Below are 26474 nucleotides of genomic sequence, written 5' to 3'. Positions count from 1 at the left end.
TGAAAACTGAAATATGAGACCTAAAATTAAAACCATCTGTCTTTACGACTATTTAATTTCTTAAATCTAATATCTCATGTCTGATATCTCATATCTAGTTTCTCATATCTAGTTTTTTCTCATTTCAATTAAATCCTCAGCAATAATTAATTTTGCATCGGTAGCTTCCTGAATTTGCTCAATGGTAAATAAAGGATTGATCTCTTTTAAAAGAATTCCTTCCGGAACGATATCCATAACACCCATTTCTGTAATAATCATGTTTACCTGACCTGCCGCAGTTAATGGAAGATTACAATCCGTCATGATCTTATGACTTCCGCGTGCAGTATGCTCCATGGCAAGAATCACACGCTTGGCTCCAACGATCAAATCCATAGCTCCTCCCATTCCCGGAGTTTTTTTGCCTGGAATAATCCAGTTTGCTAAATTTCCTTTTTCGTCTACCTGAAGGGCTCCCAAAATAGTAACATCAACATGACCACCTCTAATAATTCCAAAAGAAACAGAACTATCGAAACTACTGGCGCCATTTTTACAAGTAATAAATCCACCACCGGCATTTACAAAATCAGGATCTTCTTCTCCTTCAGCAGGAGCAACACCCATCCCCAACAATCCATTCTCCGATTGTAAAATCACATTCACATCTTCAGGAACGTAATTGGGGATAATTGTTGGCAATCCGATTCCAAGATTTACTACATCACCATTGTGTAATTCGAGAGCTGCTCTTCTGGCAATTACCTCTCTGATTTCATTTTTATCCATGTGAGACTATTTTTAGATGTGAGATGTGAGACTTGAAATATGAGACTTGCTTTTCTCATATCTAATATCTCATGTCTAATTTTTATCTATTTATTCTTCTGCTTAACTCCTGAGCTGCGTATGATGCAACATCATCGGCATATTTATTCATTCCAAAACCGGCATCGTAACCTAATTCTTTTGCCAACTCATGAGAAATCCGCGGTCCGCCGCAAATTAAAATTACTTTCTCGCGCAATCCTTCAGCTTCCATTAGCTCAACCAGTTCTACCAAATTCTTAATGTGAACATCTTTTTGAGTAACTGTTTGTGATACCAAAAGAACATCAGCTTCAAATTCTATTGCTTTCGCAATAAACTCTTCGTTTGGCACCTGACTTCCCATGTTTAAAGCTTCCATCATTTCGTAACGCTCCAAACCATAGTGTCCGGCAAAACCTTTCATATTCATGATGGCATCGATTCCAACAGTATGCGCATCGGAACCTGTACTGGCGCCTAAAACACGAATCGGACGACCAATGTTTTCTTTAATGAAATCATCCGTTTCGTGCATATCCATAGCCGTTGCTTCCACTTTAGGAACAGTTATTCCTGTAAAATCGACAGTATGAATACAATTTCCATAACAATTGAAGAATGTAAATCCTGCCATTAGCTCCTGCACATATACAACCTGAGGATTTTCAAAACCCATTTTCCTCATCATTTGCTTGGCTGCTTCGATGGCTTCGTCGCCTTTGGCTACCGGCAAAGTAAAACTAACCTGAGTTTTACCATCGTTCATGGTATCGCCGTAAGGCTTGATCTTAGTTAGATCAAGTGTTTTATCAAATTCGTTGGAATCAGTTGAATAAAGACCTCCACTCATTTTTTTGTCTCCTTTATATTTTAAATATCAAATGCAATCGCACCCGTGTCTTTTAACACCCCCCTAATCCCCTCTGAAAGGGGGACTTCCCAGCTCCCAAAACTTATTTTTTTGGAACTTTTTACTTGATGCTTTGTACTTGTTACTTTATACTTGTTACTTTTTATGCAATAATTCAATAAACGGATTGAAGTAGTTGCTTCCTTTTTCCACAACTCCAGCCAAACCTTTACCGCCGTTTTTCGGACGTTTGATATCAGCAAAAATTCCTTTTTCAAGTGCTGTAAACAATCCTTCTTTTTCGATTTTCTCAACCAATTCAGTTGCATCATCAAGAACTTTTGCTGCACGCTGACGAATGATTCCGCCTTCTTTGAATTCCATTTCATCACCAATACTCTTCATGTTGTTGAAAATGTATTTAGCGTTTTCAATAGAAAGATATCTGTCGGACATGAATGGTGTGTGAATTGCTTCAGTAAGCATTCCCAGCAACTGAATTCCTTGTCCGGTCCAAATTGAAATTTGGTTGAACAATGCATCCTGAACATGGCCTTTAAATACATTCCCGGTCATGAATTTTGTTGGAGGCATATATTTTAGAGGAGCCTTAGGAAAAATCTCTCGGATCATTTGAGCTTGACCCAACTCATAAAGGAAACCATTCTCTAGTCCCGGTTCCATTTCGAAAGCGTGACCTAACCCCATTTGTTCTTCAGGTAAACCTGCTACCAAAGCCAACTGCTCGTTAATAAAATCGGAAGCCAACACAGTGTGAGCCTCATCAAATGCATCAGCAGTTGTCAGGTAATTATCTTCTCCGGTGTTAATAATTACACCAGCAAAACCATTCAATAATCTTGAAAAGTACTGATCGACAATAGTACGTTGCATGTTGATATCGCGGAAAAGGATACCGTACAATGCATCGTTCAACATCACGTCCAAACCTTCAATTGCTCCCATTGCAGCAATCTCTGGCATACACAAACCAGAACAGTAGTTACACAAACGGATGTATTTGCCTTCTTCCTCACCAATTTTATCAAGGTGAGTACGCATAATTCGGAAATTTTCTTGAGTTGCCACAGTTCCACCAAAACCTTCGGTTGTTGCTCCGTAAGGAACGTAGTCAAGCAAACTTTGTCCGGTAGTACGAATTACAGCAATAATATCGGCACCCTGACGAGCAGCCGCCTCTGCCTGAACAACATCTTCGTAGATATTACCAGTTGCCACAATTACATATAAATAAGGCTTTGGTCCTTCACCTATTGTTTCTATGTAATTATCTCTTTTCGCTTTGCGATCCTTAATCACCTGAATACTTTTCATTACAAAAGGTTGAATTGCCTTGTGAATTTCTTCAGTTGAATGAACCGGAATCTTAGTTAGATCCAATTCTCCAACAGCGATTTTCTCTGCAATTTCCTGCGGGTTTAAACCTGTTTCCAAAACAGCATTTCCCAAAAAGAACATTACACCTTCGCTCAAAACTCCTTTTTCCTGCAATTCATCAACAACAACATTTGGTAACGGCACCTCGTTGTTATCAACTCCATCGATTCCCAAAAGACGACACAAAGTTCTCTCAACTGAAACAGTTGAATAGTTCTCTACGAATTTCTGAACCTCGTCTGCAATTCGCTTCGACACCTCTTTTGCGTGTCCAACTTTCTCAAAGTCAAGACCTAGTTTACTCCTCTCCATTTCTTCCTAATTATGATTTAAGAATTATGAATTATAAATCAGGAAACTGTATTACACAATTCATCATTTATAATTAATAACTCATAATTTATTCTTACTCGCTAATTGGTTCTGCGCTCTTTCAATAATCTCTTTATCGATTCCCAATAAAGAAGCAATCCGAAGCGCTTCGTGAGGAACTTCCCCTTCCAGATCCTCTACCAATGAATAATCCATATAACTGTTTATATTTTTATGGGTGATTACATTTGCACCCAAATCCTTGTCCAGACCTTTCACCCGAAGTTTTCTGAACTTGGATTTTAAACCACTGTAATGTGTAGTGATTACGCTTTTTATTTTTCCTTGATAAAAAATATCCGCTACGGCATTTACAATTGCCAAACCTTCTACCGGATTTGTTGTCCGAGCCAATTCATCAATCAAAACCAAAACATTTTTATGGCTTTTAGAATCTTTTACCATACGGCTCACATTCAACATTTCAGAGGCGAATGAAGACAAGCCATTCAATTCTGATTGCTCATCGCCAACCGATATCATAACTTTATCTACAATGCTGATTTGTGCCGATGCGGCCGGAACAAAAAATCCAAACTGAAACAAATACTGACAAAGAGCAAGTGTTTTTAACACCACCGTTTTCCCAGCCATATTCGCTCCTGTAATTACACAAACCGAACTTTCAAGCTCAATATCTATAGTCTGGTAATCTTTATTCTGGTTTGCCAGTTCATTTTTGATCATTGGGTTGAACAAGCCCCTATATATTGTATTTCCCTTAGATACTTCTCCCTTACTCAGCTGTAAACTTTTAGCTTGAACAGCTTTCGCGATCAATAAATCCAAATGAGCCAATTGCTGCAAGGCATTTGCTAAACCGGATCCGTGTAAGGAGATTTTAGAACATAGATCCTCACGAACCTTTGCCTCAATTTCTTGTGATTTGCTAAATAAAACTTCAATATCCAATTCAGAATCTCCATTTTTACTCTTAGCGAATCTCAACTCTTTACGAGCTACAGCCAATTCCTCTGAATAATTATCGTAGATGTAAAAAGATGGAATTTTTGTATTTTGAGGATCAAGCAAACGAATCAATTGACTCAGATCCTGAATTTCCAGAAAACTCTGCTTTCCTTCTTTTTGAAGTTCAACAATATCCTGAGCCACTAAAGCAAACACCTTAATTTCGAACAGTTCAACATCATCAAGCACCAAATTACCAAGCAAATTATTCACGCTTCCACGGATATCGCGCAACTGAGCTAATTTATTCTGAATTTGAAAAATAAAATCTGAATTCAACTCCAAAGCTTGTACTATCCGATCCACCAAGTTCAATTCGGCAGTAATTTCCTTTTCGCAGCACATCATTTTCGAATCCAGCAGACAACGTCTTCCCATGGGAGATCTTAAATCCAGATTCTCCATCAGAAATTGCAATCCGCTTGTATGTGATACTACTTCCCGAAACATTTCTACAATCTTTTTATATCGTAAACCGGCACATTTACTTTATCCTGCAATGCACTTTTCAACTCATCCGAATTCAATCGGTATCCATCAGGCGAAACAGGATTAATTGTAATCGCCAACAAATTGGTTTTATTTAAAACCTGTATTCTTCCGCCTCGCTTTACAAAAGCATAATAGGTTTCAGGATTTGCAAATACTCTTGTAAAATCCCTGACAATCAGCTTTATTTCAGATATCTGCTTCTGATTTTTCAAGAATTCTAAAAACTGATCGGTTACAGCGCCACTCACAAAAAAGCTATTGCCATACTGAAAAAGCTTATCTTTTTCTTTTTTAATCAGCAAAACAGAACTAATTCCAGTATCCTGAAACTTGCCTTTCGAATCGATTGCCCAAATGCCATTATCTACTTCAGATAATTGAGCTTTCAAATTCATTTCAATTTCCGGCAACTGAATCAAATCATACACATATTTAGTCTTATAAACCAATTGCGTAATATTTGCCGAAAGAGCTGCTCCCGTCGCCAAAATCATGGCCTCGGTTACAGCTGGCGAACCTATACTTTTGCGGGATAAAGCACCATCAACAATGCACAGCTCTACTCCTTTATTTTTTAAATCAGCAATTAACTCCTTAATGGAATGATTGCTAACGGGTCCCGACAAAAGAACCTTACCCTTGCTTAAAACTTTTGCGCTTACCAACCGACCTAAACTTGTTGATTGACGGGATACATCTATCACTTCAGATATCAGCTTTCGCTGTTTGTAATGCAATTCCGAAGTCACAAAAATCATCCCTTCACGAAGCTCTATTTCGGGCTTATTTGTTTGTGTAACCTGATCACAGCTTTCGCCATCAATACCAATTGAAGTCAGAGCTATTTGTTTACGGCTGTCCCTAAGCCGGGACAGCACGTAATTCAAACACTCGGTCTTCCCGGTATTTTTCTCAAGTCCTACAATCGAAAGACTCTTATAATTTTCTATGTCGTTAAGAAACGGCATCTATTTTTTTATTTCTGTCTTTTCTAGCCAAATGATCTGGTTCTATTGATAATCTATCTCCATTTAAAAGAGATGCAACCCCTTCGTGTTTCTCATTCATCGTACAATCAGGACAAGTGCATTTATTATCGTAATGAGAAGGTTCAGTATAAGTTGTAATCACTCCTTCAAAATTTCTCATTACCACTTTTCCAGGACTCTGAGAAATTACATACTGAGGCATCACCGGAGTTTTTCCTCCTCCTCCCGGAGCATCAACTACAAAAGTTGGCACCGCAAAACCAGAAGTATGCCCCCGAAGATTTTCAATGATCTCAATTCCCTTAGAAACCGGAGTTCTAAAATGCTCCAATCCCATCGAAAGATCACACTGATAAATATAGTAAGGACGAACTCTGTTCATTACTAAGTTGTGCATTAACTTTTTCATGATGTGAACACAATCGTTCACCCCTTTTAAAAGAACCGATTGATTTCCCAAAGGGATTCCTGCATTTGCCATGCGAGCCAATGCATTTTTAGAATCCTCAGTCATCTCGTCGGAGTGATTAAAATGAGTATTCAGCCAAATTGGATGATATTTACTCAACATTTTCACCAAATTATCGGTAATACGTTGTGGCAAAACAACAGGAGTACGTGTTCCAATACGAATAATCTCAACATGAGGAATAGCTCGCAAACGGCTGATAATATATTCTAATTTATCATCGCTGATCAACAAAGCATCCCCACCTGAAAGAACAACATCTCTTACCTGCGACGTATTTGCGATATACTCAATTGCTTTCTCGATATTATCCTGAGGAGTTGAAGCATCAGACTGTCCGGCAAAACGACGGCGGGTACAATGACGGCAATACATCGAACACATATCAGTTATCAAAAACAAAACACGATCCGGATAACGGTGAGTTAAACCAGGAACAGGAGAATCTTCATCCTCATGCAATGGATCCAAAAGATCTGCCGGAGAATGATATACTTCCGCGGCTGTTGGAATTGCCTGCTTACGAACCGGACAATTTGGGTTATTCTGATCAATTAGAGTCATGTAATATGGAGTAATAGCCATACGCAATGATGCCAATGATCTGCGAACTCCTTCTTCTTCCTCTTCAGTCAAACTAATGTATTTCTTTAACTGATTCAATGTTTCAATACGGTTACGCACCTGCCATTTCCAGTCATTCCACTGAATATCGGTTACCTCAGGAAACATTTCTCTGCGTCTGTCGTTGTTAGTCATTACACGTATAATTTTTCGAACAATTCTCTAATTCCTTTTGAATTTCTGATAATATCTAATGTTAGGTCGGCATGTCCAATTGCATAACCATTCCCAACAATCATATCAACATCTTTACCCACACCCTCTGCTCCAAGAGCTGCTTTACTAAACGATGTGGCCATTGAAAAGAAGTAAACACAACCTCTGTCTTTGGTAATTAAGATTGATGACATTTCGGTAGAAGCAACATTTACATTGTTGATTACCACATCGCATCCTTCCTCACCAGTTATTTCGGTTACTCGTGTGTAAACATCCATTACATCTGTTGCATCACCAACCAAAACATCAGTAGCCAAACCAAGATTTTTAATACGCTGTGCATTTTCTTTCGAATACTCCACAACAATCACTTTTCCTTTTGGCCCAACCTTCTGCATTGCCTGATAGCAGCAAAGCACACCCGATTTTCCACCACCACCGATAATACAAACCGTGTCGTCTTCTTTCACCAAACGATCTACCTGAGCAGGAGCACCTGCAACATCAAGAGCTGCCAAAGCCAATTTCTCAGGCAAGTCTGTTGGAAGAACTGCATACAAACCACTCGCAAAAAGAATCGCCTGAGCGTCTACATCAACCTGATCGTTAGACAGATTAATATTTTTAATTTTTTGAATATTTAAAGGAGTTAATGATAAAGAAACCAATGTGGCTATCTTATCACCAACTTTTAAATCCTGATTTGGGAAGTTAGGACCAACTGCCTTAACCGTTCCTATCAACATTCCACCAGAACCCGTTACCGGATTTTGCATTTTACCGCGTTCAGCAACAATAGAAAGAATCATTTCTTCCATTTTTGCTTTATCAGCATCACAAGCGCCCTTAATCTGAGTAAAACTTGCCGAATCAATATTCAATGTTTGAACATCAATTAAAACCTCATTGTCGTAAACCGACATGTTGTTATCCAACTTTTGAGCTGGTTGTGGAAGAGTACCTTTTGGTTCAAGTACTCTGTGTGTTCCGTATTTATTTCCTTTGTTCATTTCCTATTATTAGATTTGAGATTTGAGATTTGAGACATGAGAAAAAGACTCCTGCTCAACTTCCTTGATCTAATCTTATTTTTGCTTTAACCCTAAAATTTCCCGAGCTTCGGCTGGTGTTGCAATCCCGCGGCCTAATTCCTTCGCCAAACGAACTACTTTCTCAACCAACTGACCATTCGACTCAGCCACAACTCCTCTCGAAATCATTGTATTGTCTTCAAATCCTACACGAACATGCCCCCCATCAATAATGGCCGCAGTGGCCAATGGGAATTCAAAACGACCAACACCAGCAACCGTATAAGTTGCATCCGCAGGAATGCTTTCCCGTAAGAAAACGAAGTCGCGAAGAGTACCCGAAATTCCTCCATTCACTCCCATTACAAAATCGAAGTGCATCGGCGATTTAATAAACCCTTTTTTGTGAAGACGAAGTGCCATATCAATCATCGATTTATCGAACACTTCCAATTCTGGTTTAATCCCTCTCTCGATCATTCTCTCACCGAAATACTTAATTGTATTTTCAGTATTCTCAAAAATCTCATCCCCACCAAAATTCAAAGTCCCGCAATCTAAAGTTGCCATTTCCGGGTTCAACTCAGTTGGCTGCAATCTTTCATCGTTCGTCATACCTACAGCACCACCAGTTGATGGCTGAATAATTACATCAGGATATTTCTCGTGAATCGCATCCATCACCATTTTAAAACGGCTCTTATCCTGGGTAGGAGTTCCATCATCGGTTCTCACATGAAGATGAATTATACTTGCTCCAGCCTCATAAGCCAAACCTGCTTCGCGCACGCATTCTTCGATAGTGTAAGGAACATTTGGATTGTGCTCTTTGGTAACTTCTGCGCCACAAATGGCTGCTGTGATGATCAGTTTTTCCATGGCTTATAATTATTTACGTTGAGATTTCTTAGGAGTAACACATGTTCCGACAGCTCTGCAAACTACAACTGGCTCTTCTAAAAAATCAGCTGCCGATTCAGAAATATCTGTTCTTGGCACAATTACTTTGCGGGCCTCGAAAGTCATTTTACGGCTTGAGTTGCCTTCTTTTATAATTTCGCCAACAGCTTCGATGTAATCTCCTGCATAAACAGGAGCTAAAAATTCAACACTTTCGTATCCTGCAAACAATCCTTCATCACCATCGCGACGGATTAATAATTCTGTTGCTACGTCACCAAATAACTGAAGCATTTTTGCTCCATCAACCAAATTTCCACCATAATGAGCGTCATGAGAACTCATGCGCATTCTTATCATTGCCTTTTCCATTTGTCTATATTAGTTAGTTGTTTACAATAAAATCTACAAAAATAGATGGAGTTTTCACCTCTTCCGGCTTCAGTGTTCCAGCCTCTACCATCTGCTTAGCTTCTACAATTACCAAATCGGCAGCAGTAGCCATTAATGGATTAAAATTCTGAGTGGTTCCTCTATAAGTAAGATTACCCTGAGTATCAGAAATGCTTGCTCCAATCAAGGCAACATCTGCCCGCAAAGGTTTCTCAAGCAAAAACTCTTTTCCATCAACAGTTATAATCTCCTTACCTTCGGCAACCATGGTTCCCAAACCTGTTGGAGTAAGAACTCCACCTAACCCAGCTCCACCAGAACGAACGCGCTCAGCCAAAGTACCCTGAGGACTAAATTCCACTTCTATTTCTCCATTATTCATTTGCTCAATCGTAGCAGGATTTGTTCCAATATGAGAAGTAATCACCTTAACAACCTGTCTGTTGGCAATCAATTTTCCCAAACCTTTATCAGCAAAAGCAGTATCATTACAAATGATAGTTAAATTTTTAACATTGGAAGAAACGACCTGATCGATCATATTATTTGCTGTTCCAACCGAAAGAAATCCTCCGATCATGATGGTCATTCCATCCTGCAATTTGGCAACTGCTTCTTTAATTGAGATTATCTTGTTCATCGAAAATTTGTTTTTACATTTTGCTTAAAAACTCTGAATTCTTAATAATACAGTAGTTTTAAATCTATTTTCGAAACAAAGATAATTTTTTAGTTCATTGATGAAAACGATTGCAGAACTCCGTATCAAGACCCATTCTAAATGGCACAAATATGAAACTCTTCAGTCTTTTTATTCATTCTAAACAAGCTTGCAGAAAGGTTCAAAAAGGCTATTTTTGACTATTTTAATGTTATTATTTTAACATTAGTGTTAATTTTAATCGCACGCTATACAAACTATCACATCAAAAACATGTCATACAACATGCGCCTTTTCATTTATTGACGAATATGTTTTACAACACCATTTAATGTTTTAACGGTTTTTCACAAAAAATCTTCAAATCTTAATGCTTACAACTCTACAATCAATTAAATTAAAAGTAAAATCTGCCTATTTAAAGTAACAGCTATTAAAATTATTTTTGGGAGAATCCGAACTTTGCCACAAACTAATTTGTTTGTTTTTTAACAAATGCGCAAGAAACCATACCATATTTGGTTTCCATCTGTATTTATTAGGAATACAGAGCGTTACGAAATTACAATTTCAGGGAAACTATGCTTGTTTGAATATTCTCACTTGTCTGAACCCCAAAACCAGCAATGCCACCAGTTTTACAACTTCCATAAGCACGTATATGTGGTGAATTGAATTTTTCTCAGGCACCATTCCCATAATAATTAACTGTGCATGCTGATTTAATTCAGGGAGCAAATATCCCGACTGAGCAACTACAAAGGTGAAAATCGTTAAGCCGGTAAGCACAACAACTTTATCGGTATAATTGATAAACACATAAACCAAAAGCATTGCTGAAAAGATGCGCTCAATCATATTTAAAGCGCCAAATACATGAACTCCCACATCCAATCCTATTGGCAGGTCGAGCGACACAGCCCGAAACTTAACCCAGGCTTCCATAAAGCTAATCGCCAATAAAAACCCTACCCAAACGAAGGAAAGCACAAATCCGTATTTTGCTATTTTAGTCATATCTCTTTTTCTTATTTTGAAAGATTAAAAATAAGAAAAAGGATTCTAATTCTTTACTTTTTAGCAGAACTATTACAAACACTTGGAATCAATCGATACGGAAACAATACCAAATTAACATCAAAACATGCCTTATAAAATGTTTCTTTTCAGCTATATCTTCGTTAAAAAAGATGCAACGTAACATTGCTTTGCTTTACTTTTTTGCCTTGATACAGCTAAAATTAATTCATTTTAATTAAAGTCTGTTTTGAAATTAAATTGATATAAGCAAAAAAGTCCTTTTACATCAGCCACTGAATTTTCTGATAGTAAAAGGACAATACTTTTTAATTTTTTTCACACATTTAAGAGTCTAATTCCTTCTTCCCATATAAATCATTACATAGTAAAGTAATGTTGCCAAGGAAGACAGAGCTGCAATAAAATAAGTATATGCCGCCCATTTCAATGCATCAAAAGCGCTTTTCTGTGTTTCATAGGTTGTAATACCTGATGTTTTCAGCCAAACCAAGGCTCTTCGACTAGCATCCACCTCTACAGGCAAGGTGATAATACTAAAAAGAGTAGTGCCGGCAAACAGTACTATCCCTGTCAAAAGTAGTTGAGGGAAAGTATTCACCATGACAATTCCAGCCAAAAGCAACCACTGTATCCAATTGGAACTAAAACTAACAATGGGTACCAAAGCCGATCGCATTTGCAGCCATGCATATGCTTCAGCATGTTGAATTGCATGTCCGGTTTCATGCGCAGCTACTGACGCTGACGCTATACTTCTACCATAGTAAACATCCTTACTCAGATTAATGGTTTTATTTTCCGGATTGTAATGATCAGATAACTGACCATCAACAGAACCGATCCGTACCCCTCTCACACCATGATCCCTCAACATCTGCTCAACCACCTCGCGTCCCGTCATACCATTTGCCGTAGGTATTTGAGAATACCTTTTAAATCTTGCTTTTAATTGACTACTCACCAGCCAGCTCAACAAAGTAAAAGCAATAAATATGATCCAAATTCCTCCCATTACAATTCCTCCAATTAATTTAACAGACATTTTAGATAAAAAACTCAAATTCTCTGCCAAGATTGATTCAAATACATTTCATGTCGATTTGACAGTTATTGCAGCACCTTAATTAAGAGCCATCCTCCCCAAACACAGCTAGATAGTACACCTATTCACAAATGTAAATATTTGAATTTCAAGGGAGTTAATCATCAATAAAAACAAAAAGCAGGTACCATTTCCTAGACATTCCATATAATTTGCTTATTTTTGCCTTTCCTTAAAACAAAAAGAACCAAGCAATGTTCACTGACTCAGATTTTGATGCTATTCGACCATATAACGATTCCGAAGTTGTAGAAACCATCGGACGTTTAATAAAAGAAGAAGCTTTTATTCGATTCTCACAACAGTTATTTCCAGGATTTTCGAAAGAGATGATTGTGAAAGCATTGGGAGAAGTAAAAACAATAAAGGAATTTCAGAGCAACTTCATTGTACGACTGGCACAACACATTATTGACCACACCACCAAAGGAATAACCATTGACGGACTGGAAAATCTTGATCCAAAAGAAAGTTATTTATTTATTTCGGATCATAGAGATATCATTTTGGATTCAGCCTTACTTAACGTGATGCTTTACAACAATGGTTTTGAAACAACTGAAATCGCTATTGGCAGTAATCTTTTAATTCAACCGTGGATAGCCGATTTAGTTAAACTAAACAAAAGCTTCGTTGTACAAAGAAACGTAACTGTTCGTCAGATGCTTACCAGCTCTAAGCAATTATCATCTTACATTCAGTATGCATTAAACACTAAAAAATCATCTATTTGGATAGCGCAACGAGAAGGCCGTACCAAAGATGGTGATGACAGAACTCAGCAAAGTTTGTTGAAAATGCTGCAAATGAGTGGAGATGTTACTTTCTCTGAGCACTTTAAAAGCTTACGAATTGTTCCTGTTGCCATTTCATACGAATACGAGCCATGCGATGCAATGAAAACCTTAGAAGTATACAAAAAAGAAACCGAAGAAGGTTTTAAGAAAACTCCTAAGGACGATTTACGAAGCATGATCAAAGGAATGGTTAATGAAAAAGGCCGCGTTAATTTTGTTATCGGAAAACCGATCTCTGCAATGCTCGATGTTATTGAAGAAATGGATGACAGCAGAGATAAATTCAAAGCTCTTGCTGATTTGATTGACTACAGAATACACAAGAACTACAAACTTTGGCCTGACAATTACATTGCCTATGATATCGTGAACCAAACGGATGAGTTCGCGGATAAATATACATCTGAAGAAAAAGATCTTTTCTTAAAGCACATGGAAAAGAAAATTAATCCGGATGAAGGAAATCTAGAAAGATTAAATCATATATTCCTGGAAATCTATGCGAATCCTGTAAAAAACAGATTGGAATTAAAAAAACCGGATTTTATCCCTGAAAAATAAAATACTATGGCTTTCTCAGGAAGGCCATTTTTTTTTGAACTGATTTTTTAATAATTTCATTCTATAAATAAAATTCATCTGGAATAAATACTCAGCAACTCATCTATTAAGATTCGCTAAAATTAAAAACACATGAAACTAATTAAACTCCTGCTAATCATGTCCACCTTTTTAATTATGGTGGCTGCAATATTAAACCTCCTGAACTCTTCGGCAGAAACCCCAGACAGAAGCGGAATCTATATTGAACTGATTGTCATGTTTATCCTTACAATTTCGATGGTATTATTGAACAATCAGGAAAAGAAGATTAAAGAGTTGGAAAAAAAACAGAATGAGGAGCTATAGCAGCTCCTTTTTTTACGCCTTCAACCTGAGAACAATAAATGAATAAGCTTACATTAATAAAACCGTAAAAAATGTTAAGACTTCTTAATGTATTCTTCAATCCTCAAAGAAAATTGTAGCTTAGTGGAACAAGTTCTGTTAAACACTATAAACTTGAATAATCATGCTTGAACAAACAAAAATCGTCCTCGCTAATGTAAGTTTTGATTTTGCTCTTTTTCGTAAAGAGTTGACAAAAGCCTTTCAGTGGCTAACACCAACTGATTTTGAGAAACTTAAAAATTGGTGTCTGGAAAATTATTCGGGTCGCTATCATGAGATACTTTCTGATGTTACCAACCCTCAGCTTTCATTATAATAAGTAAGTTACTTTATAAATTTCGAGGATCTTCAATTGAAGATCCTCTTTTTTATACCATCTCAAATTTGAATATTCATCCTTTAAAAAAAATAAAGTATCTTCGCAACGGAAAAAAAAATCAGAAGATGATAAAATTTGTACGTCATATTAAAGTAGGAGACCAGGAATTCGAAACCTGGTTCGGAATGGAAATCAAAAAGAAAGGGAACAGACCTAATATTGATATTTTCTATTATACCGATGATCCGAGTGAAGAATTAAGCATGCATCAATTAATCAAATCAAATTTTCAGAGCAAAAAAGACGCTTTGCAATTTGGGATTAAATTCATGCGGAGTATGTATCAGGATATGATACAACGCGAAAAAGAAGTCGCTAAAAAAGAAGAGAAAGCAGAACAATCTGATTCTACTGAAAAGGTTTCAGAATAAATATCTCATAAAAAAACGCCGATCATTTGACCGGCGTTTTCTATATCAGGTAACTGTTACATGATTAGTTTATATCCTCGACCATGAACATTGATGATTTCAATGCCCGGCTCAGGCTTTAAATGCTTTCTTAGCTTAGTAATATACACATCCATACTTCTGGCGTTAAAATAATTATCATCGGACCAGATCGTTCTAAGAGCTAAATTTCGTTCCAAAACTTTATTCACATTATTACAGAGAAGTTTTAACAATTCTGATTCTTTCGTTGTCAGCTTAATTGTTGATTCACCATCCTGAAGAAACTGCTTCTTTGAATCGAATAAAAAGCGCCCTAATTTAAACTCTTCCTGGGTATTTTCACTTTTTACCCCTGAAGTTCTTCTTAAAACAGCTTCGATACGAACCAATAGCTCTTCCATACTAAAAGGCTTTGTCATATAATCATCGGCTCCCAATTTAAACCCCTCCAAAACATCTTCTTTCATGGACTTCGCAGTTAGAAAAATGATTGGAATCTCACTATTGATCAAACGAATATCCTTGGCCAAAGTAAAACCATCCCTATGCGGCATCATGATATCAAAAATACACAGATCATATGGATTTTTTAAAAATTCATCGTATGCCTTATCGCCATCTTCACGAAGTGTGGTGTTGTAGCCTTTTGCAACCAAATACTCTTTTAACAGAAGTCCTAGGTTAGCGTCATCTTCTGCTAATAAAATTTTAACTTGTTCCATATGTATCTATTTTTTTAAGGGAAGATATATTTCAAATTTGGATCCTTTATCAGGTATACTGTCAACACTAACCTGTCCATTATGGGCATCTACTATCTTTTTAACGTAAGACAATCCCAAACCAAATCCTTTAACGTCATGAACATTTCCCGTATGCACTCTAAAAAAACGCTCAAAAATCATTTTTTGATCTTCTTTCGAAATTCCAATGCCGTTATCTGTAACTGTAATAACAATACCCTTATTTTTATTTCTTGTACTAATACTAAGTTCCGGAGCATCTTTACAGTATTTAATGGCATTATCCAATAAATTCGCAATTACATTACTTAAATGAACCTCATCAGCCATTACCAGATCATGCTCTGCATCAATATTCTGATACATGTTCCCCTTTTTGTCTTCAACTCTTATAGTAAAGTTAGGTAATAAATTTTGAATTATTTTATGAACACTTATTGTCTTCAATTTCAATTTCATTCTAACCTCATTAAAAACCGCCATCTGCAAAACTTTCTCAACCTGATAGGTTAGTCTCCGACTTTCATCATTAATAATCTTAGCAATATGATCTCTTGTTGATGCGGTTGTGGTAACAGTATTATCCTTCAACATCTGAGAAGCTAACGAAATAGTTGCAATAGGAGTTTTAAACTCATGTGTCATATTATTAATGAAGTCATTCTTTATGTTTGATAACCTTTTCTGACGAAAAATAATGAAAATCGTGAATGCACTGGAAAGAATTAAAACCAGAGTCAATATGAAAGATGGAAGTAACAAAGAGTATGATTGTAACATATACCTCTGTTGACCAGGGAAATAAATATATAAAAAGTTTAGATTGGAGAAAAAATCATTGGGAAACAACTGCTTGCTGTATTTTTCGAAAGAAGGATTTCGAAAATAATTTTTTGATCTCTTCTCAAATTTATTATTTGATTTCACTGCATATTCAAAGTTCAGCTTAATCCCGTTCTCCCGCAGCTTTTCCTGAATAAGCTGCGGCAACTTTTCCATTTTTATCCTTTCACTCAAAGAGAGCTGCGAGTTAGCTAATTGTCCTGCAATTAGAGCATATCTGGAATTACCCGATTTTAGAGTTTTATTAAACTGAGACTGCATTTTTGAAAGTCCGGATATACCTTCTGGATTTAAATACCCTTCCCCAATATTATATTCTTTGTTTTCGGAGTAAAAACTCAATCTGGCTTTTTCATGAGTGAAGTCCATAGGAATATTAATACTAAACCCTGAACTTTTAGAGCTGATTATTGTACCATTATTAAAGTTGGAAACATCACCTTCCAAAATAATCTGCTCTTTCTCTGCTCTTTCTAATTCTGAGACAACCTGATCTAAAGCCTTACTAACAGTAAGAGCAAGTTGTTCTTCTTTAATTTTAGAGGCTGACTGAAAAAAGTTAATCTGAACCAATATCAATCCCGATAAGGAAATACAGAGTACAATTGTTACAAGCCAAATATATTTTTGATTCATAGATACAAATATAAAAAAAACCAGCTGTAGCTATTCCAGCTTAACAATCTTTAACACAAGTTTAAATGGATACAATTACCAAAATTTCGGTTACCAAAACTCATCACCACTTTATAGATTTGGATTTAATCTATTTTAGACAAAAACGGCTGTTTTTCGATAAATTTTCACAAAAACGACTTTGAAGTTAATAATTTGACACTATATTTGCCAACGGAGAGCGAATCTATAAGAAACAATCTCCTTGATTAAAAATTTTGGTTAATAGTTAGATGAAAGGGCGGTTGTGGTTACCGTCCTTTTTTTTATACAGTTTTATTCGCAAAAGGAGATGAAAAAATCCACCTTCAACTTAAAACCAACCACAAATTTCTTTTTTTGAAAATCACTAACAGAGTGTAACAGGAGAGATTTAGCAAGCCAATTCCATTTGACTTATTCGTGCAAGAGCCTCTTGAGCAGCTTTTTGTTGAGCTTCCTTTTTAGATGTACCCATCCCCGTACCCATTTTCACTTCTTCCACCTCAACTTCAGAAGTAAACAATGGCAAATTCAATGCATCATCAATACCACCTTCGTGTGTATCAAAATAAACATCTTTCTTATTTTTTTGAGCCCACTCAATCAATTTGCTTTTAAAATTGGTTTCAACAGTAACCACTTCTTCCAAATTGATGTGAGTCCTAAAAATCTTATCCTCGATAAATTTTCTTGTTCTGTCGTACCCCTGATCGAGATAAATAGCTCCAATAAAAGCTTCAAATGCATCTCCGTAAATATGCTTGTTATTATTCAAGTTCACATTGGAGACAACCTGCTTGTCGAGCTCAATTTTAACCGCCAGCTTATTTAAGGATTGCCTGCTGACAATTTTAGATCTGATTTGGGTAAGAAAACCTTCGTCCTTATTGGGAAAGTACTTGTATAAAATATCAGCGATTATGGCACCGAGAATAGCATCTCCAAGATATTCGAGACGTTCATTATTTAAACCGTAACCTTTTTTTTGGATGGTTGCAGATTTGTGTATGAAAGCGAGTTCATACAAATCAGGATTATTAGGTTTAACCCCCAGTGAATCAAAAAACAATCCATAAAACTCCCTTTCAGGATAGAAAAAAAGTTTTATGGATTGAAATATAGACTTTATCACAAATTATTCAATGAATGATTTGAAAATAACCGAAGCATTATGGCCACCAAACCCAAATGTATTGCTCAGGGCAGTGCGAATTTCGCGTTTCTGAGCCTTATGAAGTGTAAGGTTTAGTTTTTCATCAATGTTAGGATCCGCCTCGCTAAAGTTAATTGTAGGAGGAACTGTTTGATTGTTTATTGCCAAAATACAGGCAATAGCTTCAACAGCTCCTGCTGCTCCCAGCAAGTGACCAGTCATTGATTTTGTAGCACTAATGTTCAATTTATAGGCATGATCGCCAAACACTGTCTGAACCGCTTTTGTTTCAGGAATATCACCTACAGGTGTTGAAGTTCCATGAACATTGATATAATCAATTTCTTCTGGTTTCAGACAAGCGTCTTCTAACGCCATTTTCATAGCGTTAATCGCACCTCTTCCTTCCGGATGAGTTGCTGTTAGGTGATAAGCATCACCAGACATTCCACCACCAACAATTTCGGCGTAAATTTTTGCTCCTCGTTTTTTGGCGTGCTCGTATTCTTCAAATATCAAGCAACCACTTCCTTCACCCATAACAAAACCGTCACGGGTATTACAGAACGGACGAGATGCAGTTTTATACTCTTCATTGTTTGTAGATAATGCCTGCATAGAATTAAATCCACCCAACCCTGCTTCATTGATAGATGCTTCAGAACCTCCTGTAATAAAGATATTAGCTTTACCCAAACGGATGTAATTCATTGCATCAATCATTGCATGTGAAGCCGAAGCGCATGCAGAAACAGTACCATAATTAGGTCCTTGGAATCCATATTTCATTGAAATATGACCGGCGGCAATATCAGAAATCATCTTAGGAATGAAAAAAGGAGAGAAACGAGGAGTTCCATCCCCGTTTGCATATCCTGTAACTTCATCTAAGAAAGTTTTAATTCCGCCAATACCAGAACCCCAGATTACTCCAGCCTTTGTTAAATCTTCCGATTCAAGGTCAAGATTTGAATCTTCAATAGCTTGTTTGGCCGCAACCAAAGCATACTGAGCATACAGATCTAATTTTCTAACTTCCTTGCGGTCGAAATGATCATTCGGCTCGAAATTTTTAACTTCGCAAGCAAACTGAGTTTTGAACTTTGAAGCATCAAAATGAGTAATCAATCCTGATCCACCCACTCCGTTCTCCAAACTATCCCAATATTCGGCAACAGAATTACCAATTGGGTTAATTGTTCCGAGCCCAGTTACTACTACTCTTCTAAATTCCATAAAAAAGGTTCTGGTTAATAATTACTTAGCGTTTTCTCCGATGTAAGAAATAGCGTCACCTACAGTACCAATGTTTTCTGCTTGATCGTCTGGAATAGCGATATTAAATTCTTTTTCGAATTCCATGATAAGCTCAACTGTATCCAATGAATCAGCTCCAAGATCGTTAGTGAAACTAGCCTCAAGTGTTACCTCAGTTTCGTCCACACCCAACTTATCAACTATGATAGCTTTTACTCTAGATGCAATATCAGACATAACTTTAAAATTTTAAGTGATTAAATATTTAAACTAATTAATTTTCAACTGTGCAAAGAAATAAATTTACTCTAAATAATTCAAATTTATTTCACAAAGTTGCGGTCAAAGGTAATTCTTTTTCCTTTTCTGCGAAATTATTTCACTGCGAAATGCCTTTTGCATATATTTGTGTGTTTTAGTTACATTTGAAAATACAACATGAAACGACTAGCCATATTTGCCTCTGGATCAGGAAGTAATGCTGAAAATATCGCAAGGTATTTTAGCGACAAAACCGAATTTGAGATTTCGGCAATACTTTCCAACAACGCCAATGCCTTTGTACTTTCCAGAGCAAGAAGCCTAAATATTCCAACTTTAATTTTTTCCCGGTCAGAATTTAATGAAACGGATAAAATAATTGATTTTTTGGCTGAAAAAAAGGTCGATTTTGTTGTTTTAGCAGGATTTCTTTGGCTGCTTCCTCTTAATTTACTGCGTAAATATCCCAATTCCATTGTTAATATTCACCCTGCCCTTTTACCAAAATATGGTGGAAAAGGAATGTATGGCATGAAAGTCCATCAGGCAGTTGTTGATAATAAAGAGACCGAAAGCGGTATTACCATTCATATGGTAAATGAGAAATATGATGAAGGGAAAATCGTATTTCAGGCCAAATGCAGTATTTCTCCAAATGATTCTGCAGAAGATGTTGCTGAAAAAATTCATAAACTGGAACATGAATTCTTCCCTAAAATAATTGAGCAATTACTCTAAAGTAATTGCTTCCTTCGGATTCAGTTCCTGCATCAACTTTTCCATTTCCTGCTTATATCTAAGCACGTTTTCTTCTTTCACTGGGGACACTGGAGGTGATTTCATATTTAATGGATTTATTGGAGTTCCATTTTTATAAACTCTAAAATCTAAATGAGGACCTGTTGCAAGACCGGTTGCTCCAACATATCCTATTGTTTCACCCTGCTTAACTCTGGTGCCGGTATTCATTTTTTTAGCAAACCGGGAAAGATGCATATAAGTTGTTGTGTAAACGCTATTGTGTTTAATAGTCAGATAGTTTCCTCCTCCATTTGCCTGATATCCTCTTTTGGTAATAACACCATCACCAATTGTGTGAACAGGCGTACCTGTAGGCGCTGCGTAATCAACACCATGATGAGCCCGATACCTTTTTAAAACAGGATGATACCTGTTATTAGAAAACTTAGAGCTAATTCGTGAATATCGCAAAGGAGCTTTTAAAAATGCTTTCTGCAGACTTTTACCTTCCTCATCAAAGTAACCTTCTTTATCACCTTCAACAAATGCAAAAGCATAATTATCTGAGTTATGGTGTACAAAATTTGCCGCAATCACTTTTATTTGATGAATTGGTTTGTCATCCACATATGATTCTTCGTATATAACATTAAACTGATCACCCTTCCCTATGCCAAAAAAATCAATAGTCCAGGCGTAAATATCTGAAAGTTCAATCGATAGTAAAGGATCAGAATTGGCTTCAACCATTGCATTCCACAATGACGACTCAATACTCCCTTTTATTTGCTTCCTATATTTAATGATTTCCTTTTCACCCTTAAATACATCCAGAGTATCGCGTAAATCGAATACGATATATTCTACGGGAGTGTTTTCATAAATAAAGTACTCCGGCGTTTTCAAACTGTCTTTGGTGAAAAGAACCGAATACTCATGCCCGGACTTAATCCTTCTGACATTAAAAACCTTCTTTGCTTTCCTTGCAATATTATCAATAGTACCAAAACTAACATCATATTGCCGTAATATCGTTGATAAGCTGTGATTTCGTTTTACCTTATTAGTTTCTACAGAAAATTCTTCAATGGGAAATCCATATTTTAAATGCACCTGCGCTACCTCTGTGGAGTCAATTACCACTTCTTCCTGATCAATTTGTTCTACTAACTCTCTGTTTGAATACCATTTAAATATAATTAAACCTAACAGAACGGCACCTGCAATTAATAGAAACCTATAGTTCAAGAATTTTTTTATCATGGATATTTATTTTTGTGAGGCCTAAAGGTATAACTGTTTTTATAGTCACACAACTAATATTACTGACAGATATCTGTTTTAAGCTTTTTTAAGAAATTGCTATTTAATCTTATCGAATCCCTTTCCGTAAACTCCCATTACGCTTCCCAGAGAAATAAATGCATCCGGATCCACCAACTTAATCATATTCAAAATAGTTTGAGATTCTCTTTTCCTGGCCAACAGCATTAATACTTTAACATCTTCCCCACTAAAACCACCTGTTGCACTAAGAACAGTTATTCCCTGATCAAGAGAATAAACAACCTCTTTTCTAATCTCATCAGGCTTTCGTGTAAAAATAAAAATCTGTACAGACTGTTTACTTCCCTCAATAATCATATCAACACAATAGGCACTTACTCCCATGGTAACAAATCCATATACAACCTGTTCAATGGAATGCTCTAACAAATACGAAGACGAAATAATAACAACATCAATTGTAAGTAACAATTGTCCGGGGCTGTAATTCTTATACTTATTAATCATCATGGCCAGAATATCAGTTCCCCCTGTACTCCCTCCTCGTGACAATATCATTCCGGCACTGGCACCAGCCAGTATTCCTCCAATGATAGCACACATGAATCGATCAGAAACCAACGGTTCCGTTATCAAAGACTGAAACAACCAAAGAAAAAAGGAAAGAACAGTAATTCCATAAATGGTTTTAATCCCAAAACCAAAACCCAATACACGCAATGCCACAAGAAGAAAAACAGAGTTGATAAGGAAAACACTATATCCAACCTTAAAACCTGTAACATAGTAAATCATGGTTGCAATACCACCAACACCCGAACCTACAATTTCTGCAGGAATAATGAATCCGGTCCACGCAAGCGAACCGACCAACAAGCCTATTGTGATAATTAGGTATGATTGAAAATCAAATTTTGACATTTGTATCGAACTGCTTTTTTTCATAATAACTACCCTCTTATTTCTTCAAAACCTAAGCCATAAACCCCCATTACCGATCCCATTGATATAAAGGCATTTCCATCGATTTGCTTTACTAATTTAAATATTGATGGTGCTTCATGTTTTCGAACCACTACCATCAATATTTTTTTATTTTCTTTTGAGTACCAACCTGTTGCATCCATCACCGACACTCCCCTGTTCATGGTTCCGGTAATTTCATTGGCAATCTTCTCAAACTCTGTCGAAATAATAAAAAGCTGAGCAGATTGTTTCGATCCGGAAATTACCATATCAATAGCGTAAGCTGTAATAGACATTACTACGTAACCATACACAATAGTAGGTACATCTTTAAACACGATATAAGATGAAGCAATGATAAAAATATCAAGATATAATATAATACGTCCGGGACTGATATTTTTGTATTTATTGATAATCATTGCTATAATATCAGTACCTCCGGAACTACCTCCTTGAGATATCGTGATACCAACTCCAATCCCGGATAATGCACCTCCAATAATTGCAGCCATAAATTTTTCATTCACTAAAGGTTCAGGAATAAGCTTAGGCAAAACTGAAAGTAATACCGACCCTACAATAATTGCAAATACTGTTTTAACACCAAATTTACTACCCAATATTTTTAGAGCTATCAGTATTAAAAAGGCATTAATAATAAAATAAGAATAACCAACAGGAATTGCTTTTGCGCTTGCAAAATAAATTAATGTGCCAATACCACTAACCCCCCCTCCGATTATACCGGATGGGATTAAAAAGGCAGCCCAACTAAAACAATATATTGCCATCCCAACTGTAATTATTACCAGGGATTTTAATTCAGAATAATTTATTTTCATCTCGTATCAAAAAAAAAGCTTTAAGTTTTGTTGTCAAATAGTCAACAAAGCTTAAAGCCAAGAACTTATTTGAATAATTTATTTATACTACTATATTTATGATCTTATTAGGAACGATAATAATTTTCTTAGGAGTCTTTCCATCAATCCATTTTTGAGATTTTTCTAAAGAAAGAACTTCCTTTTCAATTTCATCTTTGCTAAGATTTACTGGTAATTCCAATATAAATCTCATTTTACCATTAAATGAAACAGGATATTTATGAATATTTTCCTGAACGAAACTTTCGTTGAACTCCGGGAAATCTGCCTTCGTTATACTTGTTGTATTTCCACATAAAGCCCATAGTTCCTCAGCAACATGAGGTGCAAAAGGAGCAAGAATAACCAAAAGATTTTCAAGAACGGCTTTATTGTTACACTTCAAAGTATACAACTCATTCACACAAATCATGAAAGCTGAAACTGAGGTATTGAATGAAAAACGCTCAATATCATCCTGTATTTTCTTAATGGTTTTGTGAAGAACCTTTAATTCGTCTTGTGTTGGCTCACTGCTTGCCAATTCAAATTCACCTGCTTCATTATGAAACAACCGCCATAATTTTTTCAGGAATTTATGAACTCCATCTATTCCATTTGTATCCCATGGCTTATGCGCTTCCAACGGTCCCAAAAACATTTCGTATAAACGCAAAGTATCAGCTCCGTATTCTTCAACAATTACGTCAGGATTTACCACATTAAACATGGACTTAGACATCTTTTCAACAGCCCAGCCACAATGGTATTTTCCGTCTTCTAAAATGAATTCTGCATTCTTATATTCAGGCATCCAGTTTTTAAAGGCTTCCAAATCAAGAACATCATTTTTCACAATATTCACATCAACGTGAATTGCTGTGGTATCATATTCCTCTATTAATCCGTGAGAAACGTATTTATTGGATTTCTTATCACGATAAACAAAATTCGATCGTCCCTGAATCATTCCCTGGTTGATCAATTTCCTGAAAGGTTCATCCTTACATACTTCATTGATATCGAAAAGGAACTTATTCCAAAAACGAGAATAGATTAAGTGCCCCGTAGCATGCTCGGTACCACCAATATACAGATCAACATCCTGCCAGTACTCATTTGCTTCTGCAGAAACCAATGCCTCATTATTACGAGGATCCATATATCGTAAATAGTAAGCCGATGACCCTGCAAAACCAGGCATTGTATTCAATTCAATTGGATATCCATCTTCGGTAATCCAATCTTTTGCGCGTCCTAAAGGTGGTTCTCCGCTCTCTGTTGGCAGGTATTTATCAATCTCAGGCAATTCTAAAGGCAACTTGTCCAAATCCATCATTTGAGGCATACCATCTTTAAAATAAACAGGAAAAGGTTCTCCCCAATATCTTTGACGAGAGAAGATAGCATCTCTCAATCTGTAGTTGATTTTTTTCTTTCCTAAACCTCTGGCTTCAACTTCCTCGTTTGCCTTTACAATAGCATCTTTTACATCCAATCCATTCAAAAAATCAGAGTTCATTGATTGTCCTTCTTTGGCATCGTAGGATTCCTCAGAAATATCACCACCTGACACAACCTGAACAATCGGCAAATCGAAATATTTTGCAAAAGCGTAATCGCGGCTATCATGAGCCGGAACCGCCATAATTGCACCTGTTCCATATCCGGCAAGCACATAATCACTCACCCAAACTGGTATTTCCTCGCCTGTAAAAGGATGAATTGCATATGCACCGGTAAATGCACCGCTTACCGTTTTAACATCGGCCAAACGCTCTCTTTCTGTTCTTTTGCTGGTTGCCTCGATGTAAGCATCAATATTCGCCTGGCAATCTGGAGTCGTTAATTCCTTCACCAAATCGCTCTCCGGAGCTAAAACCATAAAAGTAACACCAAAAATGGTGTCCGGACGGGTAGTGAAAATCTCCATTTTCAGATCAGAACCTTTTACGCCAAAGTTAACTTCAGCACCTACAGACCTTCCAATCCAGTTTTTCTGAATCTCTTTTAAAGAGTCCGTCCACTCCAAATTATCCAAACCATCCAACAAACGTTTTGCGTAGGCAGAAACACGCAATGACCATTGACGCATTTTCTTTTGCTCAACAAGGTGTCCTCCGCGAACAGAAGCTCCATCTTTCACCTCATCATTCGCTAAAACGGTACCTAATTTAGGACACCAGTTAACCATTGTATCGGCTAAATATGCCAATCTGTAGTTTAAAAGAACAGTTTGTTTTTCGATATCAGTAAAGCCTTTCCACTCATCAGCAGTAAACATTTCTGTTTCTGAACAGGCAGCATTCACTTTTCCATTTCCTGAAAGCTCAAATTGTGTAACTAAAGACTCAATTGATTCTGCTTTTTGTGAATCGATATTGAAATAGTGATTGAACATTTGAATAAATGCCCATTGAGTCCACTTATAATACTCAGGCTCGCAAGTACGAACTTCACGATCCCAATCGTATGAAAAACCAATTTTGTTTAATTGCTGGCGATATCTGGTAATATTTGTTTCTGTTGTAATAGCGGGATGCTGTCCTGTTTGTATTGCATATTGCTCAGCAGGCAAACCATAAGCATCATACCCCATCGGATGAAGCACATTAAATCCCTTTAAAGTTTTATAGCGGGAATATATATCCGAAGCGATATATCCAAGTGGGTGACCAACATGCAAACCAGCCCCCGAAGGATATGGAAACATATCGAGCACATAAAATTTGGGCTTTTCAGAATTCACTTCAACTTTGTAGGTTTTCTCTTCAGTCCAATACTTCTGCCACTTTTGTTCTATTTCTTTAAAGTTATACTCCATGGTAATCTTGATAAAATATGGTTATTTCTTGCGTTTCAAAGCGCAAAATTAGCAAAAGTTTATAAATATTTACCGAGTTTAAGAAGGAAGTATAATTTTATTAAGATATGGATTC

The 26474-nt window shown here is 36.6% G+C and carries 26 protein-coding genes; 5 read left to right on the top strand and 21 right to left on the bottom strand.

Translation table 11 applies throughout. From position 1 onward, the window contains the following. Positions 1–108 precede the first annotated feature (108 nt). The 12 genes from ACY0M5_RS05340 to ACY0M5_RS05285 all read right to left on the bottom strand — a co-directional run bounded on the left by ACY0M5_RS05340 (position 109) and on the right by ACY0M5_RS05285 (position 12182). Positions 109–771, bottom strand: coding sequence for a 3-oxoacid CoA-transferase subunit B (locus ACY0M5_RS05340; RefSeq protein ID WP_461631040.1), 663 nt, complete (start codon positions 769–771; stop codon positions 109–111). Positions 772–853: 82 nt separating this feature from the next. Further along, the gene (gene kamE / locus ACY0M5_RS05335; protein WP_124993939.1) at positions 854–1642 is read right to left on the bottom strand and encodes a lysine 5,6-aminomutase subunit beta; all 789 of its coding nucleotides are present in this window, start codon (positions 1640–1642) and stop codon (positions 854–856) included. A gap of 156 nt (positions 1643–1798) precedes the next feature. Beyond that, on the bottom strand, positions 1799–3352 hold the full coding sequence (gene kamD / locus ACY0M5_RS05330) for a lysine 5,6-aminomutase subunit alpha (protein WP_124993940.1): 1554 nt from the start codon (positions 3350–3352) through the stop codon (positions 1799–1801). 81 nt (positions 3353–3433) lie between these two features. Next, positions 3434–4831: a lysine 5,6-aminomutase reactivase ATPase KamC gene (gene kamC / locus ACY0M5_RS05325; RefSeq protein WP_461631039.1), complete on the bottom strand. Its 1398-nt coding sequence runs from the start codon at positions 4829–4831 to the stop codon at positions 3434–3436. A 2-nt stretch (positions 4832–4833) separates the two neighbouring features. Then, positions 4834–5841 carry a lysine 5,6-aminomutase reactivase subunit KamB gene (kamB, locus tag ACY0M5_RS05320; protein WP_461631038.1) on the bottom strand — a complete coding sequence of 336 codons (1008 nt, stop codon included), beginning with the start codon at positions 5839–5841 and terminating at the stop codon, positions 4834–4836. Further along, positions 5828–7090 (bottom strand): lysine 2,3-aminomutase, encoded by a 1263-nt coding sequence (gene kamA, locus ACY0M5_RS05315; protein ID WP_461631037.1) that lies wholly within the window; start codon positions 7088–7090, stop codon positions 5828–5830. The genes kamB and kamA overlap by 14 nt, the downstream gene beginning before the upstream one ends. Continuing rightward, positions 7090–8124 (bottom strand): L-erythro-3,5-diaminohexanoate dehydrogenase, encoded by a 1035-nt coding sequence (gene kdd, locus ACY0M5_RS05310; RefSeq protein ID WP_461631036.1) that lies wholly within the window; start codon positions 8122–8124, stop codon positions 7090–7092. The genes kamA and kdd overlap by 1 nt, the downstream gene beginning before the upstream one ends. Positions 8125–8199: 75 nt before the next feature. Continuing rightward, on the bottom strand, positions 8200–9024 hold the full coding sequence (gene kce, locus ACY0M5_RS05305; RefSeq protein ID WP_461631035.1) for a 3-keto-5-aminohexanoate cleavage enzyme: 825 nt from the start codon (positions 9022–9024) through the stop codon (positions 8200–8202). A gap of 9 nt (positions 9025–9033) precedes the next feature. Beyond that, positions 9034–9417, bottom strand: a complete 384-nt coding sequence (kal, locus tag ACY0M5_RS05300) for a 3-aminobutyryl-CoA ammonia lyase (RefSeq protein ID WP_321320472.1) — start codon at positions 9415–9417, stop codon at positions 9034–9036. Between the two features lie 13 nt (positions 9418–9430). Continuing rightward, positions 9431–10078: a CoA transferase subunit A gene (locus tag ACY0M5_RS05295; RefSeq protein WP_124993947.1), complete on the bottom strand. Its 648-nt coding sequence runs from the start codon at positions 10076–10078 to the stop codon at positions 9431–9433. A 600-nt stretch (positions 10079–10678) separates the two neighbouring features. Next, the gene (locus ACY0M5_RS05290; RefSeq protein ID WP_461631034.1) at positions 10679–11116 is read right to left on the bottom strand and encodes a hypothetical protein; all 438 of its coding nucleotides are present in this window, start codon (positions 11114–11116) and stop codon (positions 10679–10681) included. A 355-nt stretch (positions 11117–11471) separates the two neighbouring features. Next, the gene (locus tag ACY0M5_RS05285) at positions 11472–12182 is read right to left on the bottom strand and encodes a zinc metallopeptidase (RefSeq protein WP_225441440.1); all 711 of its coding nucleotides are present in this window, start codon (positions 12180–12182) and stop codon (positions 11472–11474) included. Between the two features lie 254 nt (positions 12183–12436). Between ACY0M5_RS05285 and ACY0M5_RS05280 the strand changes: the two genes are divergently transcribed. The 4 genes from ACY0M5_RS05280 (at position 12437) to ACY0M5_RS05265 (ending at position 14740) form a co-directional block, all read left to right on the top strand. Beyond that, entirely contained in the window at positions 12437–13600 is a 1164-nt protein-coding gene (locus ACY0M5_RS05280) for a 1-acyl-sn-glycerol-3-phosphate acyltransferase (protein ID WP_124993949.1), read from the top strand. Between the two features lie 132 nt (positions 13601–13732). Beyond that, positions 13733–13948, top strand: a complete 216-nt coding sequence (locus ACY0M5_RS05275; RefSeq protein ID WP_124993950.1) for a hypothetical protein — start codon at positions 13733–13735, stop codon at positions 13946–13948. Positions 13949–14111: 163 nt separating this feature from the next. After that, positions 14112–14306, top strand: a complete 195-nt coding sequence (locus ACY0M5_RS05270) for a hypothetical protein (RefSeq protein ID WP_101309434.1) — start codon at positions 14112–14114, stop codon at positions 14304–14306. A gap of 128 nt (positions 14307–14434) precedes the next feature. Continuing rightward, on the top strand, positions 14435–14740 hold the full coding sequence (locus tag ACY0M5_RS05265; protein ID WP_124993951.1) for a hypothetical protein: 306 nt from the start codon (positions 14435–14437) through the stop codon (positions 14738–14740). Between the two features lie 56 nt (positions 14741–14796). On the opposite strand, the gene rprY is transcribed toward ACY0M5_RS05265, so the two are convergent. The 5 genes from rprY to ACY0M5_RS05240 all read right to left on the bottom strand — a co-directional run bounded on the left by rprY (position 14797) and on the right by ACY0M5_RS05240 (position 19651). Then, positions 14797–15483 carry a response regulator transcription factor RprY gene (gene rprY, locus ACY0M5_RS05260; RefSeq protein WP_101309436.1) on the bottom strand — a complete coding sequence of 229 codons (687 nt, stop codon included), beginning with the start codon at positions 15481–15483 and terminating at the stop codon, positions 14797–14799. A 6-nt stretch (positions 15484–15489) separates the two neighbouring features. Next, a complete protein-coding gene (locus tag ACY0M5_RS05255) occupies positions 15490–16983 on the bottom strand; it encodes a sensor histidine kinase (RefSeq protein ID WP_124993952.1) in 1494 nt (497 codons plus the stop codon). A 412-nt stretch (positions 16984–17395) separates the two neighbouring features. Next, complete coding sequence (gene rnc, locus ACY0M5_RS05250) at positions 17396–18136, bottom strand: ribonuclease III (RefSeq protein WP_124993953.1); 741 nt, start codon at positions 18134–18136, stop codon at positions 17396–17398. A 3-nt stretch (positions 18137–18139) separates the two neighbouring features. Then, positions 18140–19393: a beta-ketoacyl-ACP synthase II gene (fabF, locus tag ACY0M5_RS05245; protein WP_101309439.1), complete on the bottom strand. Its 1254-nt coding sequence runs from the start codon at positions 19391–19393 to the stop codon at positions 18140–18142. Between the two features lie 21 nt (positions 19394–19414). Then, on the bottom strand, positions 19415–19651 hold the full coding sequence (locus ACY0M5_RS05240) for an acyl carrier protein (protein ID WP_096429419.1): 237 nt from the start codon (positions 19649–19651) through the stop codon (positions 19415–19417). Between the two features lie 201 nt (positions 19652–19852). On the opposite strand from ACY0M5_RS05240, the gene purN reads away from it, so the two are divergent. Then, on the top strand, positions 19853–20413 hold the full coding sequence (purN, locus tag ACY0M5_RS05235; protein WP_461631033.1) for a phosphoribosylglycinamide formyltransferase: 561 nt from the start codon (positions 19853–19855) through the stop codon (positions 20411–20413). On the opposite strand, the gene ACY0M5_RS05230 is transcribed toward purN, so the two are convergent. From ACY0M5_RS05230 to leuS, 4 genes are all read right to left on the bottom strand, one after another. Further along, a complete protein-coding gene (locus tag ACY0M5_RS05230) occupies positions 20405–21679 on the bottom strand; it encodes a M23 family metallopeptidase (RefSeq protein WP_156196745.1) in 1275 nt (424 codons plus the stop codon). The two genes, purN and ACY0M5_RS05230, sit on opposite strands and share 9 nt — an antisense overlap. A 99-nt stretch (positions 21680–21778) precedes the next feature. Continuing rightward, positions 21779–22624, bottom strand: a complete 846-nt coding sequence (locus ACY0M5_RS05225) for a YitT family protein (RefSeq protein WP_225441441.1) — start codon at positions 22622–22624, stop codon at positions 21779–21781. Between the two features lie 29 nt (positions 22625–22653). Further along, positions 22654–23514: a YitT family protein gene (locus ACY0M5_RS05220; protein WP_124993957.1), complete on the bottom strand. Its 861-nt coding sequence runs from the start codon at positions 23512–23514 to the stop codon at positions 22654–22656. An 82-nt stretch (positions 23515–23596) separates the two neighbouring features. Further along, the gene (gene leuS, locus ACY0M5_RS05215; protein ID WP_461631032.1) at positions 23597–26359 is read right to left on the bottom strand and encodes a leucine--tRNA ligase; all 2763 of its coding nucleotides are present in this window, start codon (positions 26357–26359) and stop codon (positions 23597–23599) included. Positions 26360–26474: the final 115 nt, after the last annotated feature.

The sequence above is a fragment of the Labilibaculum euxinicum genome (assembly GCF_963678175.1).
Classification (GTDB): domain Bacteria; phylum Bacteroidota; class Bacteroidia; order Bacteroidales; family Marinifilaceae; genus Labilibaculum; species Labilibaculum euxinus.
This window is presented reverse-complemented; position numbering and strand designations above follow the sequence as displayed.

What these genes read in the sequence shown, in the direction of transcription:
- ACY0M5_RS05340 (WP_461631040.1), bottom strand. Translation starts at nt 771, where the DNA reads ATGGATAAAAATGAAATCAGAGAGGTAATTGCCAGAAGAGCAGCTCTC.
- kamE (WP_124993939.1), bottom strand. Translation starts at nt 1,642, where the DNA reads ATGAGTGGAGGTCTTTATTCAACTGATTCCAACGAATTTGATAAAACA.
- kamD (WP_124993940.1), bottom strand. Translation starts at nt 3,352, where the DNA reads ATGGAGAGGAGTAAACTAGGTCTTGACTTTGAGAAAGTTGGACACGCA.
- kamC (WP_461631039.1), bottom strand. Translation starts at nt 4,831, where the DNA reads ATGTTTCGGGAAGTAGTATCACATACAAGCGGATTGCAATTTCTGATG.
- kamB (WP_461631038.1), bottom strand. Translation starts at nt 5,841, where the DNA reads ATGCCGTTTCTTAACGACATAGAAAATTATAAGAGTCTTTCGATTGTA.
- kamA (WP_461631037.1), bottom strand. Translation starts at nt 7,090, where the DNA reads ATGACTAACAACGACAGACGCAGAGAAATGTTTCCTGAGGTAACCGAT.
- kdd (WP_461631036.1), bottom strand. Translation starts at nt 8,124, where the DNA reads ATGAACAAAGGAAATAAATACGGAACACACAGAGTACTTGAACCAAAA.
- kce (WP_461631035.1), bottom strand. Translation starts at nt 9,024, where the DNA reads ATGGAAAAACTGATCATCACAGCAGCCATTTGTGGCGCAGAAGTTACC.
- kal (WP_321320472.1), bottom strand. Translation starts at nt 9,417, where the DNA reads ATGGAAAAGGCAATGATAAGAATGCGCATGAGTTCTCATGACGCTCAT.
- ACY0M5_RS05295 (WP_124993947.1), bottom strand. Translation starts at nt 10,078, where the DNA reads ATGAACAAGATAATCTCAATTAAAGAAGCAGTTGCCAAATTGCAGGAT.
- ACY0M5_RS05290 (WP_461631034.1), bottom strand. Translation starts at nt 11,116, where the DNA reads ATGACTAAAATAGCAAAATACGGATTTGTGCTTTCCTTCGTTTGGGTA.
- ACY0M5_RS05285 (WP_225441440.1), bottom strand. Translation starts at nt 12,182, where the DNA reads ATGTCTGTTAAATTAATTGGAGGAATTGTAATGGGAGGAATTTGGATC.
- ACY0M5_RS05280 (WP_124993949.1), top strand. Translation starts at nt 12,437, where the DNA reads ATGTTCACTGACTCAGATTTTGATGCTATTCGACCATATAACGATTCC.
- ACY0M5_RS05275 (WP_124993950.1), top strand. Translation starts at nt 13,733, where the DNA reads ATGAAACTAATTAAACTCCTGCTAATCATGTCCACCTTTTTAATTATG.
- ACY0M5_RS05270 (WP_101309434.1), top strand. Translation starts at nt 14,112, where the DNA reads ATGCTTGAACAAACAAAAATCGTCCTCGCTAATGTAAGTTTTGATTTT.
- ACY0M5_RS05265 (WP_124993951.1), top strand. Translation starts at nt 14,435, where the DNA reads ATGATAAAATTTGTACGTCATATTAAAGTAGGAGACCAGGAATTCGAA.
- rprY (WP_101309436.1), bottom strand. Translation starts at nt 15,483, where the DNA reads ATGGAACAAGTTAAAATTTTATTAGCAGAAGATGACGCTAACCTAGGA.
- ACY0M5_RS05255 (WP_124993952.1), bottom strand. Translation starts at nt 16,983, where the DNA reads ATGAATCAAAAATATATTTGGCTTGTAACAATTGTACTCTGTATTTCC.
- fabF (WP_101309439.1), bottom strand. Translation starts at nt 19,393, where the DNA reads ATGGAATTTAGAAGAGTAGTAGTAACTGGGCTCGGAACAATTAACCCA.
- ACY0M5_RS05240 (WP_096429419.1), bottom strand. Translation starts at nt 19,651, where the DNA reads ATGTCTGATATTGCATCTAGAGTAAAAGCTATCATAGTTGATAAGTTG.
- purN (WP_461631033.1), top strand. Translation starts at nt 19,853, where the DNA reads ATGAAACGACTAGCCATATTTGCCTCTGGATCAGGAAGTAATGCTGAA.
- ACY0M5_RS05230 (WP_156196745.1), bottom strand. Translation starts at nt 21,679, where the DNA reads ATGATAAAAAAATTCTTGAACTATAGGTTTCTATTAATTGCAGGTGCC.
- ACY0M5_RS05225 (WP_225441441.1), bottom strand. Translation starts at nt 22,624, where the DNA reads ATGTCAAAATTTGATTTTCAATCATACCTAATTATCACAATAGGCTTG.
- ACY0M5_RS05220 (WP_124993957.1), bottom strand. Translation starts at nt 23,514, where the DNA reads ATGAAAATAAATTATTCTGAATTAAAATCCCTGGTAATAATTACAGTT.
- leuS (WP_461631032.1), bottom strand. Translation starts at nt 26,359, where the DNA reads ATGGAGTATAACTTTAAAGAAATAGAACAAAAGTGGCAGAAGTATTGG.